Below are 16,359 nucleotides of genomic sequence, written 5' to 3' on the forward strand. Positions count from 1 at the left end.
CGTATGAAGGAATAGGGTTCGACCTGCAACATCCCCGTCCGTTAAGGACTGCAGATCGAGACCCTTTGCGCCCGGTTTGTCCTCTAGTACCATGAGGCGGGCGGCAGAAACCGAACAGCCGGATCCTTCAGCGCTATGCACCAAGCTCCGCTACCCCCCGAATATCAGAACCTCTCACCCGAGGAGACTCGGACCCGCATCCAGGCCGCGAAACGGGCTATGGGCAGCCGCCTGGTGATCCTGGGCCACCACTACCAGCGCGACGAGATCATCGAGCACGCCGACTTCCGAGGGGACAGCTACAAACTGTGCAAGGACGCCCAGAGGCATCCTGAAGCGGAGTTCATCGTGTTCTGCGGCGTGCACTTTATGGCCGAAAGCGCCGACATCCTGACCGACAAGCGCGTGATCCTACCCAACCTTGCCGCCGGTTGCTCGATGGCGGATATGGCGAACATCTTTCAGGTGAGGAAGTGCTGGAGAGAACTGCACTCTGTGATAGGTGAGAATGGTGAGAGTGGTGAGAATCGTCCGGAACAACTCTCACCATTCTCACAATCTCCAGCCATCCTCCCCATCACCTACATCAACTCGGCTGCAACACTGAAGGCGTTTGTCGGAGACCAAGGCGGAACCGTGTGTACCTCCACCAACGCGCCGGCTGCCGTGAAATGGGCTCTGGAGCACGCCGGAAAGGTGCTCTTCTTCCCAGACCAGCACCTGGGGCGGAATACCGGCGTCAAGCTGGGCTACGATCCTAACGAGGACATGTGCGTCTGGGACCCGTTCAAGCCGCTCGGAGGAAATACTCCGGAGACGCTGAAAAGGGCGAAGTTCATCCTTTGGAAAGGGCATTGCTCGGTCCACCAGCGCTTCACCGTCGCGCAGATCGAAAAGGCGCGCGCCGAGCATCCTGGAGTGCAAGTGATTGTGCATCCGGAGTGCCCGCTCGACGTGGTGCAGGCAGCCGATTGCGCCGGTTCCACCGAGTTCATCATCAAGACCGTCTCGTCGTCGGACCCTGGAACGGTATGGGCCGTAGGGACAGAGATCAACTTGGTTTCGCGCCTAGCCAAGGAGCACGGCGATCGAACGGTCTTCTGCCTGGACAGCCAGGTCTGCCCTTGCTCCACCATGTACAGAATCCACCCCTCGTTCCTTCTGTGGGCTCTGGAGAACTTGGTTTCAGGCATCGTGGTGAACGAGATCATGGTCCCAGAAGAGGTCAAGGCGCCCGCCAAGGTTGCACTCGATCGCATGCTGCAACTGGCCTAGGGCCCGCTCTTCGTTCGATGTGACCCGTATTTGTACCGGATCGGCGCCGATTCCCCGTTAGGTTGCGGTTAAAGTCTCTGGAACTGCTGTATCATCTCCTTGTCGGTTCGGCCGTTCGGCCGTTATTTGGAGAGAAGGATGATACGAATTAAAACTGCACTTTGTGCAGGCTTGGTTTGCGCGAGCCTGCCTTCGTTTGGCTTAACCGTTTTTGATTTTGAAGATCAGGCGCTCGGTAGCACCTCTTTTTTGACGTCCACGAAAGACGGCATCACCATGGACGTCACCCAGGGTGGCGAGACCTTCGACGTTCAGGACATCACGTCCTTTGGGCGCCCTCTGACTTGGAAGACCCACACCCTGCTGCCCAACACGGGTGGGCGCACTCCCATGGTCGCCAACTTCAGCCAAAGCCTGTCGGCGGTCGAGATTCAATCGGGGGACTACTTCGCCGATGATGATCTGATCTACCTCGAGGGCTATGCCGGTCTGGACGGCACGGGCGGAATGGTGGCCTCCACCACGTTTAACTGGCCCGCGTCCTACGGTCTTCCGAACTACGCCGGTCTGACGATCTATGCTCCGTCGGGCTCGTCGATCCGCTCGATCAAGTTCGGTGGCGTCGGTCTTGGCGGCAACCAGAACATCTACTTCGATAACATCGCGGTAGAAGCCGTGCCGGAGCCCGCCGCTCTCGCTGCGCTTGGTATCGGCGCGATCGCGCTGATCCGACGCCGCAAGTAATCGGTTCCGCTCATTTCTGCGCAACGCTCTGGGGTTTCTCCAGGGCGTTGTCTATTTTGGGCTCCCGGACTCTGGGCGGCGACAAGAAACGCTAAACTCAGGCGGATGCCAACGCCGCTCATCGAATGCGTTCCCAACTTCAGCGAAGGCCGTGACCACGCGGCCATTGAAGCCATCGCCGACGCCGTTCGCTCGGTCGAAGGGGTCAAGTTGCTCAACGTCGACCCCGGCGCCTCGACGAACCGAACGGTCTTCACTTTTGCCGGCGAGCCTGTGGCCGTTTGCGAAGCGGCGTTCCGCGCGGCGAAGGCCGGCATCGAACGCATCGACATGAGCCGGCACCATGGCGAGCACCCAAGGTTTGGCGCCCTGGACGTCTGCCCATTGGTCCCGATCGCTGGAATCACGATGGAAGAGACCGCTGCGTATGCCCGCGCGCTCGGGAAGCGGCTCGGCGAGGAGCTTGGCCTGACGATCTACCTCTACGGCGAGGCGGCCACGTCGCCCGTACGGAAAGACCTCTCGTATGTGCGTTCGGGCGAATATGAGGCTCTGCCCGAGAAGCTGAAGACGCCCGAATGGAGACCTGACTTCGGCCCGCCCGCGTTCAACCCGAGGAGCGGGGCGTCGGCGGTCGGCGCGCGGGATTTTCTCATCGCCTACAACGTAAACCTGAACACAACGAGCACGCGACGCGCGAATTCCGTCGCGTTCGACGTGCGCGAACGCGGCCGCGTCAAGCGCATCGGCAACCCGATTTCGGGTGAGATCGTGCGCGATTCTGAGGGCAATCCCGTCCACGAGCCGGGCGCGCTGAAGTCGGTCAAAGCCATCGGCTGGTTCATCGAAGAATATGGCTTTGCCCAAGTTTCCATGAACTTAACGAGCATCCGCGAAACCCCGATCCACGTCGCATTCGACACCTGCTGCGAGAAGGCAGGTGCTCGTGGCATCCGCGTAACCGGCTCCGAACTGGTCGGTCTGATCCCGCTTCAATCGATACTGGAGGCAGGCCGCTACTTCCTTCGCAAACAGCAGCTCTCCGTTGGCGTACCGGACTCCGAACTCGTCCGGGTCGCCATCAAGTCTATGGGCCTGGATGAACTGGGCCCATTCGATCCGCAGGTGCGGATTATCGAGTACGCCATGGTCGATACAGCCAATCACACCCTTGTGAACCTGTCCACAAAGGCCTTCGTCGAGAAGGTCGCATCGGAGTCCCCGGCGCCCGGCGGTGGATCGGTCTCAGCGCTGCTCGGCGCGCTCGGAGCCGCTCTCGGGACCATGGTCGCGAACCTCTCAGCCCACAAGCGAGGTTGGGACGACCGCTGGGAGGAGTTCTCGCAGTGGGCAGAAAAAGGCAAGCAATGCTATACGGAACTGCTTGCCCTTGTCGATGAAGACACCGCTGCATTCGATGCGCTCATGGCCGCCTTCTCCCTACCTAAGGACACCGAGGACGAGAAGGCCGCCCGCGCGGCTGCCATCCAGGGCGCGACCAGGGGCGCCATCGAGGTTCCGCTTCGAACGATGGAGGTGGCGTACCGCTCGATGGAGGTCATTCGAGCAATGGCCGAGACCGGCAACCCGAACTCCGTATCCGATGCCGGTGTCGGGGCATTGTGCGCGGTCGCGGCCGTTCGAGGGGCCCACTTGAATGTGAAGATCAACTGCTCCGGGCTGAAAGATGAGGCTTTCGTAGCCAAGGCCACGGCCAAGGCAAGCCAGATCGAAAAGCAAGCGATTGCCGCCGAATCGACCATTCTTGACTCTGTTGAAAAGAAACTCTGAGGGCGGGTACTGTCCTGCCTTGAGTCCATTCAAGGAGGACCAGCAATGTCACTTCAACTAGGGGACGTCGTCCCAAACTTCACGCAGCAATCGACCGACGGACCGATCGACTTCTACGACTATGCCGGCAGCGGTTGGGTGATCCTTTTCTCTCACCCCAAAGACTTCACGCCCGTGTGCACCACCGAATTGGGCGCTGTCGCGAGGCTCAAATCGGAATTCGACCGGCGCGGCGTCAAGGTCATCGGCCTGAGCGTCGACAGCCTGGCGAGCCATCAGGGCTGGGTCCAGGACATCGAGGACACGCAGGGCGTCAAGCTCAATTTCCCACTGCTCGCCGATGAGGACCGAACGGTCGCCAACCTATATGGCATGATCCACCCGAACTCGGACAACGTGTTTACCGTGCGCTCGGTGTTCATCATCGACCCGGACAAAAAGCTGCGCCTGACCCTCACCTACCCGGCACCGACCGGCCGCAACTTCAACGAGATCCTGCGGGTGGTCGACGCGCTGCAGCTCACGGACAGGAACAAGGTCGCGACGCCGGTGAACTGGAGCCACGGCGACGACGTGATCATCCTGCCCTCGGTCAGCGATGAGGCCGCCAGAGAACTGTTCCCCGATGGCTTCACGACACTCAAGCCCTACCTTCGAGTGACCAAGCAGCCCCGCGAGAAAGCCGGCGTATAGGCAGCGAATCTCAACGCCCTGCTTCCCGTTTGACGCAACTGTAAACGGGAAGCAGGGCCCCCGCGCTATTCAGCGCGCAGAAACTCCATCGAAACCGGACAACAAGAGGCTAATATCCTTGCATGCTCGAACCGCCCGAGCGGCCCAAGAAGCGCCTTGCCTTCCGCCCCCCGAAAAGGAGCGCCCTTTGGCTTGGGCTGTGCGAGCTCTTCCTGCCAACCATCCTGAAGCGCGGTTTTGGGATTGAGTCGGTCCATTATGAGCCGCATGAGCTTGAGCGCTTCCGTCACCTAACCTCAGAGCGGCTGCTCATCACACCGAACCATCCGACCCACGCCGAGCCGGTCGTGATGTTTCACCTGGCCAAAACGGTCGGACGTCCCTTCTATTACCTCTCGAACCGCGAGGGCTTTGGGCTGGCGTGGGGGCTGCTCGGGTTCCTGCTCCAACGCTGCGGCGCCTATTCGATCCTTCGGGGCGCGCCGGATCGGGAGTCCTTCAAGACCACCCGTCGCATCTTGAGCCAGGCGATGGGACCGCTCGTGATCTTCCCCGAGGGGGAGGTCTACAGCCAGAACGACAGCCTGCTGCCCTTCCAGGCGGGCGTTTTTCAACTGGCCTTCCTGGCGATGGACGACATGGGCGACGTGCAGCCGGCTCTGCCGCTCTTCGTGCAGCCCGTCGCGATCCGGTACCGCTTCACCCAGGATATGGGCCGCCAGATCGTTGAGTCTATGGACCATCTGGAGCGGCACTTGTCCCTCGATGGACCTCCCCCGGGGGACACGTACTCCCGCCTAAGGCGAATCGGTGATGCGGTCTTGACCTCTGCCGAGCGAACCTATGACCTCCCGCACGGGTCGTCCGATGACCTGAATCCGAGAATCGACGCCGTACGCAACAAGATCGTCGAGCGCGTGGCCGACGCCCTGCATCTTGATCCTGAGAGCCTGGGACCGACCCTGCCCGACAAGATGCGCGGCCTCATGAACCGGCTGAGCGGGGTGGTTCCGGACGACACGAAGGTTGATTCAACCTACCACGCGCGCTTGGTCGAGGAAGAGGCAACCAGGAACCGCCCGCTCATCCGCGACCTCAAGCGCCTGTCGAACTGGCTTGCGGTCCGCGACGGCTACGTGGGCGAGAATCCAACCCAGGAGCGCATGGTCGACACCCTGTGGCGGCTGGAGAGCGAGGTACTGGGCCGTCGGATGATCAAGGGCCGTCGGCAGTGCTCTGTCCGTCTGCCGGAGCCAATCGACCTGAGGGAATACGGGACGCAGTTCAAAGAGAACAAGCGCGAGGCCGTTCACGCGGTAACGGATCGTGTCGAGGCGAGCATTCAAGCGATGCTGGATGAGATGGGGAAGTAGGCCCCCTGGGCGCCTACCAAGGCGGTGGTTTTGGAAGGTCAGGCACGGGTAGCCCTCGTCTGCGACACAAGCGGGCGGCCCAAACGGGAGCCGAGTCGTCCGCATCGAAGAGGAGTTCCTGGGCGTAGCTGTCGGGCAATTTACGGCGTTTTCTGAGCATATCTGCTGTGCGCTCGCGACAGAACGAACAGGGGCTGCTCTCGAAAGCCTGAAGGAGTAGCGGATCGGTTTCAGGTCCAGGATTGTGCTTGCCAATATCTTGAATGTCCAGGACCATCATGTGCCGGTGCCAGCGTGACTTGACCATTATCATCTGCGGCAACAAGACCGCGCTGTCGCCCGTTCGCAGGTTCCGGCGGAACATCCCGAAGGCGTAGCCGCGGCGGGCGTCGTCCCCGAGGCAGTCGAAACCAAATGCGCGAACGCCCGGGTGCTCAACACTCTCTAGCACCAAGAACGCCGCATGCCTTAGCCTGGGGTCCTCGTGCGCAGTAAGGGGCATGAGAAGTCCTGGATCGAGGGGGAAGGGGGTTTTCAGGCGAAAGCAACGGAGCAGAAATCTTGCCTCGTTGGGGTCTGGCGTTTCGAGGGCGAGGTGTGCCGTGCGAATGAGCTCTTGTTGGCTGAGGTGCTGCACGAGCCGATAGGGCGGGCTAGAGAAGTTCGGGAATCGCTCGCGGTAGCTGAGCAGGGTTTCCAGGGAAACCACTTCCTTCTCCGCCTCCTCAATCTGGATCTCGCGCGTGCCCTTGACGGGTTGGAGCGGTTCCTCCGGCAGGAAGTCGGCGGCTTTGGCGAGCCATGGCGAGCGGCGAGCGAAGGTCCTTCGGATGCGCTGGGCTGTCTTCTCCCCAATCGTGCTATTCGCGGCGTAGTGAACGCCAAAGGCGCTTGGGTGCGCGGTTCTTCTGCGCCGCCAACGCCGCTCCAATTCGGCGAGAACCTCGCGATAGCCGTTTGCCCTCGAAATCTGCACCCAGGCTTGCGCCAGCGCCATCGATCGACGGTTGAAGGATTGGCGCCAGCGAGACTCGATGGCCTCCCGTGCGTCCCGGTTGCCCCGGTGCGCCAGTTCTGCCAACACATAGACTTGTTGGTCATGGGAACGGCAGGGCCATCGGCCGTCCAGTGCCTGAACCAAGGCTTGAACGTATACCTGCGGGTTACGCGAGAAGGCGATGCAATTCGCCAGATACCAGCCCTTACCGCTTTCGACCTGGCGGTCGAATTGTTGATTCTGAAGGCAGGCCTGAAGCAGGATGTCCTCGAAGCCTGCATCGGTATGGTCATAGAGCCATTTCGCGGCTCTCCCATGGCCGTCAGCGAGGAGTCTTCTGAATTCAGAGCGCGTCAGTGGGTCTTCTCCATAAGGTGTTGATCCGTTCTTACCCGGTTCTCGTGCCCACCAGACATCTCCTTAAGGCACCGATCGATCGAGTGAATTTCGGTCCGCCTCCACCAGGAATCTCGGATCAACGACGACGACCTCCTTTCCGCTTCTCAGCCTTCCCAGCACGCTGCCAAAGGAGCTGTGGCTGCGCTTGGGTTTCGGCCACTTCCTTGGCAGGTCGCACCGCAAGCCCGTCCCATCCTTGCGGTGGACCATCACGGAAGAAGTCGTAACGACGAACCGAGATTCAAGGTCCTTTGCCAGCCCGTTCGCCGCGCGCCTACCCCATTCGCAGTACCAAGCGATCAAGATCCCAATGGCAGCAGTGGCCCAGCCGGCCCAGACGTCAGCGGGTGTTTTGGCTTCGGGCCAAAGGATCGCAATCGTAAGGACGCCGACACCTAACATGGCGTTCATGAGGATCATCGTGCCTGCCAGCATATCTGCCTCGGCCTGATGGCGTCTCGGAGCGGCATAGCGATAGGCTCTGCCAGGTCCTAGCTGCACGGCAAGGGGCCGTCCAGCATTGGCCGCCATGAACTCGAAGTAGGGTCTCGTGTCATCGCCATATCGGGTTTCAAACGCTCCGGGCCACCTCAGCCTGGCCAAGCCAACGAGCCCAAGAAAGCCCAGAATTGCACCGACGCTTGTGACGCCTCCAAGGACCAGGACGCCGTTCATACTCACGAATGGCTGCAAGATCGAGATTGGAGGCACATCGGTTCTGAAACTCTTGGACACCGAAGCCAGCGCAAAGAAGGAAGGCAGCCCCAGGATGACTCCAACCGACAAGAAGACCCTCGCGAGCCCTGCATTCGGAGGCTTAGGAGCCGCGGACGCTCGCTCCCACGGCCAGCGCAGGCGGTTTGCGTCGGGCGGCATCCGGTCCTCGATCCTCTTGATGAGGTCCAGCTTCTCCCACTTCCCAGCCCTTGATTGGCGCACCACGGGAACAGTGAGCAAGACTCGCCCACCGTCATCGAGAAGGTCGATGTGCGCGTAGTCGCGGCCGAAGAAGGTCTGCCCACGGTACTTCATCCCGCGCAGGGTGCTCCATGGAATTCGGCTCCCTTCACGTCCGCGACGGAAAATGACCAGCGCATCCTCATCCAGCCTCACCGCCCAACCCGAAGATCGGATGATCTCGTTCAGAGCGCCAGAGGCCATCAGGAGGAAGAAGGTGCCAAACAGAAAGCCAAACGGTCCCAATGAGTTCTTGTCGCCGGGGAACGGAAAGAGGGCGCCATAGAGAGCCAGAACGGCAAGCCCAAGAAAGAAGATGCCGGCTATCCAGGCCCCGGTCACTTGTGGCTTGGCCAGTAACGGAATCTGGCCATCGGATCGATCTGGCATATCGCCCATGGGGTTCTATCCAGCATTACGAAAGGGCATTCTTGAAGGATGCATCGCACGGTGGCAAGATCACTTGCGTCCTACGAAGTCGGAACCAGCTCTGATGGCACGCTCGCATCACCACGCCAGGGCAGTTCGGCCCCTGGACCCAATTCTCAGAGTATTGAAGGCGATCGAAGACAAAGGCGGGCTTACTTGGCCAATTCGGCCAGACATCAACCCATTTGCTGGCGAACGACGGCAAAACACGAAATTGCACAGGCTGGGGAAGGCTGTCAGGTTCACCATGCGTGAAGATCAGCCCGGAATCTTCACCCCATGCTCCGATGCAAACTCCGCCGCTTCCTCATACCCCGCGTCCACGTGGCGCATGACGCCGGTGCCGGGATCACAGGTCAGAACCCGCTCCAGCCGCTTCGCCATTTCGGGGGTGCCGTCTGCAACGACCACCATGCCGGCGTGCTGGGAGTAGCCGATCCCCACGCCTCCGCCGTTGTGAAGGCTGACCCAGCTCGCACCAGCGGCGGTATTGAGCATCGCGTTCAGGAGCGGCCAATCGGCCACGGCATCGCTGCCATCCTTCATGCTTTCGGTCTCGCGATAGGGCGATGCTACAGAGCCGCAATCCAGATGGTCGCGCCCAATGACGATCGGCGCGGAGAGCTCGCCCTTGCGCACCATTTCGTTCATCGCCAGCCCGAACTCGGCGCGTTCACCATAGCCCAGCCAGCAGATTCGCGCGGGCAGCCCCTGGAACTGGATCTTGTGCGCAGCCAGGGTGATCCAGCGCTTGAGCACCTCGTCGTGGGGGAAGAGCTCAAGCACCAGACGGTCGGTTTTGCGAATGTCCTCGGGATCGCCGGAGAGGGCCACCCAGCGGAATGGGCCGCGGCCTTCACAGAACATCGGCCGGATGTACTCAGGGACGAACCCGGGGAAATCATAGGCGTTTTCGACGCCGGCTTGGTGGGCGAAGGTGCGGATGTTATTGCCGTAGTCGAAGGTAACGGCGCCCATCTTCTGGAGTTCGAGCATCGCTCGAACGTGGGCCGCCATAGTCTGCAGGCTCTTCTCTACGTAGGCATCGGGGTCACTCTTTCGCAGGGCGACGGCTTCCTCGAGGGCCATGCCGCTCGGCACGTAGCCGTTCAGAGGGTCGTGGGCGCTGGTCTGGTCGGTCAAGAGGTCGGGCACGATACCGCGTCTGGCGAGTTCTGGTAGGACGTCGGCGCAGTTGCCGACAAGGCCTACGGAGATGGCGTCGCCCGAGCGCTTTGCATCTTCGAGAAGTGAAAGACCTTCATCGAGCGACCAGGCGATCTTGTCGCAGTAGCCGTTTTTCAATCGCTTCTCGATTCGAGAAGGATCCACGTCGATACCCAAAAACCTGGCACCGTTCAAGGTTGCGGCGAGGGGTTGGGCGCCGCCCATGCCGCCCATACCGCCGCTCACGATCAGCCGGCCGGCCAACTCGCCAGCTGCGACCTGCGACCCATGACCTGCGACCTCGCCCCTGTCCTCCCGGCCCCGGACCTCGGACCTCGGACCTTCTCCAAAGTGCTTTCGGCCAGCCGCCGCAAACGTCTCAAAGGTCCCCTGCACGATCCCCTGGCTGCCGATATAGATCCATGAGCCGGCGGTCATCTGGCCGTACATCATCAGTCCGTTGCTTTCAAGGTCGCGAAAGTGCTCCCAATTCGACCAGTGGCCCACGAGGTTGGAGTTCGCAATGAGGACACGCGGCGCATAGGGATGCGTTTGGAAGACCCCTACCGGCTTGCCGGATTGAACCAACAGCGTTTCGTCGTTTTCAAGGTTCTCAAGTGCCCGCACGATCGCCGCGAAGCAATCCCAGTTGCGCGCGGCTTTGCCCGTCCCGCCGTAGACGATCAGGTCATCGGGCCGTTCGGCCACCTCGGGGTCTAGGTTGTTCATGAGCATGCGCAGGGCGGCCTCCTGCTGCCAGCCCTTGCAGCGGAGTTGCGTGCCGCGCGGGGCACGAATCGGCGTGGAAGTCATGCTGGGATTGTATCTCTATCCCTTTCGTTTGGAGGAGCCGCCGACAGAGGGGCGAAAGGTGAAGTCTTCTTTGGCGCGGGCTTTGTGGCAGTTCATACAGGGCAAGAGCTTTCCGCGCTGGGTGATCTTGGCCCCGGGAAGGCTCAGCGTCGCGAACTCCCAATCGCCGCAATCGGGGCTATAGCCTCGCTCCCGCTTGATCATGGCGGTGGCGAAGTTGCTGTGCGAGCCATAGACATCCGTTTTCTCCTTAACGATGGCGCTGCCCACCGGGAAGGCCGATCCTTTGAGCATCGCCTCCTTGCCCTCGTCGTTCACCCAAACTGTCACCCACTTGTCCACGTGAGGGCCCGTCTTGGGTTTGGCTATGGCAGCGAACCTGCCCGCGCGAAGCTCACGAGGCGTCGGCATTCGACAGAGGGTCCATGCCTCAGATGTCATGGGATAGGGTTTGTCATTGACCTTTCGCCAGGATTTGAAGGCGGCCAAGTTCGGGGTCTTGTTTGGTTCCTGTCTCCCCTGGGGCCAGATCATTGCGAGTGCAGTCGATGATGCAAGAACGACGGCGATTCCGGCTGTGACGCGCATAGGACAACCCCTTGCATCTCGAAACGTCGGGGCGACGCGCTTCGGTTCCAACGGGGCTTCGAGCTCAATTCGTGTACACTGAGAGGCCCTTTGGCGCATTGTGATTGATCGTTCGAACCTAAATAGTGACCTCGCGGACCAGTTCGCGAAGATGGTTTCCTCTGCAAACGGGGTGCTCATTGGATCGCATCTGAATCCGGATGGCGACACCCTAGGGTCTGCCCTTGCGTTATCTCTCTATCTGGACCGTTTGGGCGTTCGAAACGAGTTGCTCTGCCACCACGCACCGCCTGACAATCTCAGGTTTCTGCCCGGCATCGAAAGGGTCCGCCAGGCCCCAGAGGGCGGCAATTTCGGCTTGGCGGTTCTGGTGGACATGGACTCACCAGAGCGCTTGGGCTCGCTGGAAGAGACGTTTGCTGCCTGTCCCAAGACGGTGGTCATCGACCATCATGTGCCCCACCACAAGCCCGGCGACCTTCGCATCGTCGATGAACGTGTGCCCGCCACCGCCGTCATTCTCTACCGGCTTCTGCACGACCTGAAGGCTGAGATCACGCCCGACATGGCCAAGTGCCTCCTCACGGGCATCGTTACCGATACGGGCAGCTTCCGCTTTCCGAACACCACCCCCGAGTCGCTCGACATAGCCGGCCACCTTGTGGAGCTTGGCGGCGACATCAACCAAATCGCCGAGGAAGTATTCCATCGCAAGCCCCTGTCAACGCTTAGATTGCTAGGCATCCTACTGGCAAAGATGCAGGTGGACTCGCATGGGAAGCTCGCGTGGGCAGCACTGCATCGCGAGGACTTCGAGGCCACGGAGGCCAAAGACGAAGAAACCGAAGGCTTTGTCAATGAATTGCTAGGCATCCGAACTGTCAAGCTTGCCGCGCTGTTTCGCGAGCCGCGCGAGGGCAAGGTTCGCGTGAGCCTTAGGTCGATGGGCGTGGTGGACGTCGCCGAGATCGCCCGCGAATTTGGCGGGGGTGGCCACAAGAACGCAGCTGGAATCAGTTTTGACGCCGATATCGAGGACGTCGTCCAATCCGTCGTTCCTCGGCTAAAACAATGCTTGGCATACTCCTGATCGACAAACCCAAGGGCGTGAGCTCCCACGACGTGGTGAACATGGTGCGCCGCCGCTTCTCTACCAAGCGGGTTGGCCATGCCGGAACGCTAGACCCACTAGGCACGGGCTTGCTGGTGATCGCAGTCGGCCCGGCAACGAGGTTTCTCCAATATCTGAGCCTTGAGCCCAAGGTCTATGAGGCAGAGGCGACCTTCGGGCGGGAATCGAGCACTCAGGACGCGGAGGGCGAATTCGGCGAAGAGAAGCCCGTCCCGGACGATTTGGAGAAGGCGCTCTGCGAGGTGTTGCCCGATTTCACCGGTCTGGTTGAGCAGGTCCCACCGATGTACAGCGCCGTGAAGGTGAAGGGCAAGGCGCTTTATCACTACGCGCGCAAGGGCGAAGAGATCGAGCGCGAGAAGCGTTCGGTACACATCGATGAGATCATTCTCCATGAAGCGGCGTCCCCAAACGCCAAGCTGAAAGTCAGTTGTTCTGGAGGCACCTATGTACGCACTCTGGTTCACGACGTCGGGCAGCGGCTGGGCTGTGGGGGATACCTTTCTGCACTGGTGCGCACGGAGTGTGGGGTATTCCGGCTCGCTGACGCCGTTCCGCCAGACCAGGCTGAGACGTCACGCCTGATTCCCCTGGAACTGGCGCTGCACCCCATGCCCGTGGTGAATCTGAACGAGCATCAAGCGCTGGCCATCCGGCAGGGACAGCGCATCGGGGTGCCCCGCCCGCCGAACTCAAGGTTGTGCGCCCTGAAGCATGGGGACGCCGTGATCGGCGTGGCCTGCGTCGCGGGCAACCAGTTGCAGCCGGAATGCGTTCTACCCTCAGAAGTGGATCATGGCGCTGGCTGAACCGCCCCCAATCCTGCTTGATGAACGGCCAAGGGTGGGCCGCTGGTCCCTGGTGTCGATCAGCCACGGCATCACGCGGCGGCGCATCGCGGGGCAATTGTCCTGGTTTGTCATTTGGCTGGTCCTGAGCCTCGTCTCGCTGGCGCTGCATCCGGACCCCAGCGGGCACGGGACCCACACCCAACTCGGGCTGCCGCCCTGCCCGTCGGTGCTGCTTTGGAACAAGCCATGTCTTGCGTGCGGCCTGACCACGAGTTTCTCGGCGACGGTCCACCTAAACCTGGCGGGGGCGTTCGTCGCGCATCCCTTCGGCCCCGTGCTGTATGGTCTCTTCACGGCGTCGGCGCTGCTGGCCTTCTGGGGCTGGATACGGGTCCGTCGAATCGAGATCACGGCACTTGGGAACTGGGCGCTCGTGGCGTTGGTGTCCCTTTACGTTGCCTATGGGATCGCCCGGTTTGCACTTTCTGGACCGATTTCGGCGGGGTTACCGGCGACGCAGGGCACCGAACGAGCAGGGGCGATACGGCGATAGATACTAGCCAACAGTTGTCTTCGGCTCTTGTAGCGCCCGGGTTTGCCAGAAACCTAAGTTTAATGCTGGATCACATTTGACGCCGAGGTTGGAGCGTGCACTAGATTCTGGATAGGGCTATCGGTGCCAATCACCTAGTGCATGCTGCCAATCCGGAGCCGCTGGCTCTTTGCCCGGAAACTTCGAGGGTAACTGATGACAAGTGCAAGCAACTATTCGTCCTTGGCGGTGCAGTTCCTAAGCACCCACAGGCTCCATGTCAGTTCAGCCATGAAGAGCAGGTATTGAAGAAGCTTATTAATTGCCTTTCCTGCGACTGTGGATTCTTCGACTCTTGAGTAGCCATATCCCACATGTCAATACTGCTGCCACCGAAGGCTCCGGTACAGGAGTCAGCATTACAGCACCAGACAGCCCTAAACTCGCGTTGTTTCCAGAACCTACAATTGTGCCGTTGTTATTGATCGCCAACGCCTCCGAAATATGCCAGCCAGATGATGGGGCGTCAAGTAACTCGTCGATGTTTGCCATTGCCCCATTCTCGAACAGAAAGGCGCCGCCGACGCTCCATCCATCCCAAGACCATCCAACGATCTGTCCCGAGTCGTTAATGTCTTCAGCATACGTAGGCACACCAGGATATTGCAGCCCAATATCGGTCATTAGTCCGTTCTTGTAAATGAAGGGGTGACGCGTGTCGGAGCCGGCAACGCTTGCAGTCCCAACCACATGCCCAAGGTCATTGATGGCAGTCGCCTCAGAACCGGAGCCACCCAGAGTCCCTATGTCAACCATGACTCCCGCCTTCCATATAAATGCGTGTTCACCACCTGAACTCGTAATTGAACTCCCTACCACTTGGCCAACGTTGTTGATGTCATTTGCCCAGCTACTATCGTTGGTCACAAAGCTTCCAAGATCGGTCATCACCCCATTGGCATAGAGGAAAGCGTGGGACGAGGTCCACGGCCAAGTCTGAGCGTAACCAACAATGTGACCTGCCTCATTGATGGCTTCAGCCCAGCTATCCTCTCCACCAAGCGTCCCTAAATCGATGACTGTCCCGTTTTGGTAGACGTAGGCATGACGGATATTTGCGTTCACGTCAGAAACGCCAACGACCTGTCCCGAGGAGTTTACGGCGCGAGCAACTGTGCTCCTGGTGCCAAGTCCACCAATATCGGTTGTTGTTCCGCCAAAGTAGTGGTAGGCATGCCACCTTATCCCCCCCTGCGTGGTCATGCCGGTAATTGCGACATGCCCGTTATCTGAGATGCCCGTTGCCGAGGAAGCGCGAAGTCCAAAATATGTTACACTGTAGCGACTAGAAGCTATTGATATGCCTACAACTGTCGTCAGTGCGAGAGCTACTGAAACGATGCGTTTGAAGCTGGCGTTGAAAAACACTGTCCTCCTCCAACGATTGGCAGGTGTCACCATTGGGACACCATTCGCAGTTCCTATTATGCAGGGCAGTGTCGTACACTGTCCCGGCAAATGTACGTGATTGCTACATGGTGCTCTGTGGCCTTACCGGCCTCCAAACATGGCCATCGCAAAGAGGGTTGGCATGCCGCCCGTGTGCCAGAAGAGCACGCGGCCCTTGAGCTCGCCCTTTCGAGCAAGCGCGACGAGCCCTGCAAACGCTTTGCCGGAATAGACCGGATCCAGAAACACACCTTCTAGCCGCGCCATTTGGCCGATGGCGAAGTTGCCCTCAGGGCTAGGAATGGAATAGCCCGCGCCGGCGAACTCCATGCGCATGTCGATGTCGGAGGGTTGCATGGCCTTGCTCTGGCCGAGGAGCAGGTCCAAGCCTCGGCAGAGATCCCAAACGTCCTCGGCGAGCTCCATATCGGGATCGGTGTCGGCGCAGATGCCGATGACCTTCGTTGGGGTTCCATGGTGGAAATAGGCCAGCCCGGCGTGGGTACTTCCGCTGCTGCTGGGAGTGATGATCACATCGAAGCTGCCGGCTTGTTGTTCGGCCTCGATGGCCGCGAGATAGAAGGCGTAAGCCGAGAGCGGGGAAGACCCGCCGGGGGCGAGCTTCCAGACCTCGAGGCCCCTCTTGCGGTATTCCTCGGCGATCGCTTCGGCGTGGGCATCAAGTTGCTCCCAATCGCCATCGGCATAGATGCGAAGGTCGACTCCCAGCAGCTCGTCGATCAGCATGTTGCCGCCGGAATGGGTCAGGGCCTGCTGCATGGGCCGTCCTGCCGCCCCGAAATAAGGCAGATGCATCGCCGCCGCCGCGCAGCGGATGCCGTGGATCGCGCAGGCCGCGCCAAGCTGCCGAATGAAGTTGGACTGCGCCGCGCCCTGCGCGACGATGACCTCGACCCCCTTGGCGAGCGCATCGCCGATCAAAAACTCCAGCTTCCGGCCCTTGTTGCCCCCAAGAGCAAAGCCGGTCAGGTCGTCGCGCTTGATCCAGAGGTCCAGCCCAAAGTCTTCGGAGAGCTTGGGGAGCCGGTGAAGCGGGGTCGGCTTCTGGATCAGGTCGACTCTGGGGAGGTCAGTTCGAAGCGGATGGGGCATTGGGGGGAGTTTACTGGGAGAAGCGAGAAGCGAGAGGCGAGAGGCGAGAAGCGCGAAGCGCGATGAGCGATGCGCGATGGGAAATGCTTAATAGTGCTTGGCGCGGTTTGCCTTGT

General features: G+C 60.4%; 14 protein-coding genes. 8 read left to right on the plus strand and 6 right to left on the minus strand.

The features are described from left to right. Positions 1–135: 135 nt before the first annotated feature. From nadA to HZC36_00450, 5 genes are all read left to right on the plus strand, one after another. On the plus strand, positions 136–1,275 hold the full coding sequence (gene nadA / locus HZC36_00430) for a quinolinate synthase NadA (protein ID MBI5705438.1): 1,140 nt from the start codon (positions 136–138) through the stop codon (positions 1,273–1,275). Positions 1,276–1,413: 138 nt separating this feature from the next. Then, a complete protein-coding gene (locus HZC36_00435) occupies positions 1,414–2,019 on the plus strand; it encodes a PEP-CTERM sorting domain-containing protein (protein MBI5705439.1) in 606 nt (201 codons plus the stop codon). Positions 2,020–2,124: 105 nt separating this feature from the next. After that, positions 2,125–3,810 carry a glutamate formimidoyltransferase gene (gene ftcD / locus HZC36_00440; protein MBI5705440.1) on the plus strand — a complete coding sequence of 562 codons (1,686 nt, stop codon included), beginning with the start codon at positions 2,125–2,127 and terminating at the stop codon, positions 3,808–3,810. A 45-nt stretch (positions 3,811–3,855) separates the two neighbouring features. Then, positions 3,856–4,503 (plus strand): peroxiredoxin, encoded by a 648-nt coding sequence (locus HZC36_00445; GenBank protein MBI5705441.1) that lies wholly within the window; start codon positions 3,856–3,858, stop codon positions 4,501–4,503. A 122-nt stretch (positions 4,504–4,625) separates the two neighbouring features. After that, a complete protein-coding gene (locus tag HZC36_00450) occupies positions 4,626–5,876 on the plus strand; it encodes a 1-acyl-sn-glycerol-3-phosphate acyltransferase (GenBank protein ID MBI5705442.1) in 1,251 nt (416 codons plus the stop codon). A 13-nt stretch (positions 5,877–5,889) separates the two neighbouring features. On the opposite strand, the gene HZC36_00455 is transcribed toward HZC36_00450, so the two are convergent. The 4 genes from HZC36_00455 to HZC36_00470 form a co-directional block, all read right to left on the minus strand. Further along, complete coding sequence (locus tag HZC36_00455) at positions 5,890–7,017, minus strand: hypothetical protein (protein ID MBI5705443.1); 1,128 nt, start codon at positions 7,015–7,017, stop codon at positions 5,890–5,892. Positions 7,018–7,293: 276 nt separating this feature from the next. Beyond that, positions 7,294–8,619 carry a hypothetical protein gene (locus tag HZC36_00460; protein ID MBI5705444.1) on the minus strand — a complete coding sequence of 442 codons (1,326 nt, stop codon included), beginning with the start codon at positions 8,617–8,619 and terminating at the stop codon, positions 7,294–7,296. Between the two features lie 297 nt (positions 8,620–8,916). Then, complete coding sequence (gene hutU / locus HZC36_00465; protein MBI5705445.1) at positions 8,917–10,638, minus strand: urocanate hydratase; 1,722 nt, start codon at positions 10,636–10,638, stop codon at positions 8,917–8,919. Between the two features lie 15 nt (positions 10,639–10,653). Beyond that, positions 10,654–11,049, minus strand: a complete 396-nt coding sequence (locus tag HZC36_00470) for a cytochrome P460 family protein (protein MBI5705446.1) — start codon at positions 11,047–11,049, stop codon at positions 10,654–10,656. 277 nt (positions 11,050–11,326) lie between these two features. On the opposite strand from HZC36_00470, the gene HZC36_00475 reads away from it, so the two are divergent. Genes HZC36_00475 through HZC36_00485 form a run of 3 tightly spaced genes read left to right on the plus strand, consistent with a single transcriptional unit; the run spans position 11,327 to position 13,702 of the window. Further along, a complete protein-coding gene (locus tag HZC36_00475; protein MBI5705447.1) occupies positions 11,327–12,316 on the plus strand; it encodes a bifunctional oligoribonuclease/PAP phosphatase NrnA in 990 nt (329 codons plus the stop codon). Further along, positions 12,298–13,167, plus strand: coding sequence for a tRNA pseudouridine(55) synthase TruB (gene truB, locus HZC36_00480; GenBank protein ID MBI5705448.1), 870 nt, complete (start codon positions 12,298–12,300; stop codon positions 13,165–13,167). Before HZC36_00475 ends, truB begins: the two co-directional genes overlap by 19 nt. Then, positions 13,154–13,702, plus strand: a complete 549-nt coding sequence (locus HZC36_00485; GenBank protein ID MBI5705449.1) for a DUF2752 domain-containing protein — start codon at positions 13,154–13,156, stop codon at positions 13,700–13,702. Before truB ends, HZC36_00485 begins: the two co-directional genes overlap by 14 nt. A 297-nt stretch (positions 13,703–13,999) precedes the next feature. Here the strand turns inward: HZC36_00485 and HZC36_00490 are convergent, their stop codons facing one another. Together HZC36_00490 and HZC36_00495 are read right to left on the minus strand one after the other, a co-directional pair. After that, the gene (locus HZC36_00490; protein MBI5705450.1) at positions 14,000–15,109 is read right to left on the minus strand and encodes a hypothetical protein; all 1,110 of its coding nucleotides are present in this window, start codon (positions 15,107–15,109) and stop codon (positions 14,000–14,002) included. Between the two features lie 123 nt (positions 15,110–15,232). Next, positions 15,233–16,243, minus strand: a complete 1,011-nt coding sequence (locus HZC36_00495; protein ID MBI5705451.1) for a pyridoxal-phosphate dependent enzyme — start codon at positions 16,241–16,243, stop codon at positions 15,233–15,235. Between the last annotated feature and the right edge of the window lie 116 nt (positions 16,244–16,359).

This window comes from Armatimonadota bacterium (genome assembly GCA_016223145.1).
Taxonomy (GTDB): domain Bacteria; phylum Armatimonadota; class Fimbriimonadia; order Fimbriimonadales; family Fimbriimonadaceae; genus Nitrosymbiomonas.

What these genes read in the sequence shown, in the direction of transcription:
- nadA (MBI5705438.1), top strand. Translation starts at nt 136, where the DNA reads ATGCACCAAGCTCCGCTACCCCCCGAATATCAGAACCTCTCACCCGAG.
- HZC36_00435 (MBI5705439.1), top strand. Translation starts at nt 1,414, where the DNA reads ATGATACGAATTAAAACTGCACTTTGTGCAGGCTTGGTTTGCGCGAGC.
- ftcD (MBI5705440.1), top strand. Translation starts at nt 2,125, where the DNA reads ATGCCAACGCCGCTCATCGAATGCGTTCCCAACTTCAGCGAAGGCCGT.
- HZC36_00445 (MBI5705441.1), top strand. Translation starts at nt 3,856, where the DNA reads ATGTCACTTCAACTAGGGGACGTCGTCCCAAACTTCACGCAGCAATCG.
- HZC36_00450 (MBI5705442.1), top strand. Translation starts at nt 4,626, where the DNA reads ATGCTCGAACCGCCCGAGCGGCCCAAGAAGCGCCTTGCCTTCCGCCCC.
- HZC36_00460 (MBI5705444.1), bottom strand. Translation starts at nt 8,619, where the DNA reads ATGCCAGATCGATCCGATGGCCAGATTCCGTTACTGGCCAAGCCACAA.
- hutU (MBI5705445.1), bottom strand. Translation starts at nt 10,638, where the DNA reads ATGACTTCCACGCCGATTCGTGCCCCGCGCGGCACGCAACTCCGCTGC.
- HZC36_00470 (MBI5705446.1), bottom strand. Translation starts at nt 11,049, where the DNA reads ATGCCGACGCCTCGTGAGCTTCGCGCGGGCAGGTTCGCTGCCATAGCC.
- truB (MBI5705448.1), top strand. Translation starts at nt 12,298, where the DNA reads ATGCTTGGCATACTCCTGATCGACAAACCCAAGGGCGTGAGCTCCCAC.
- HZC36_00485 (MBI5705449.1), top strand. Translation starts at nt 13,154, where the DNA reads ATGGCGCTGGCTGAACCGCCCCCAATCCTGCTTGATGAACGGCCAAGG.
- HZC36_00495 (MBI5705451.1), bottom strand. Translation starts at nt 16,243, where the DNA reads ATGCCCCATCCGCTTCGAACTGACCTCCCCAGAGTCGACCTGATCCAG.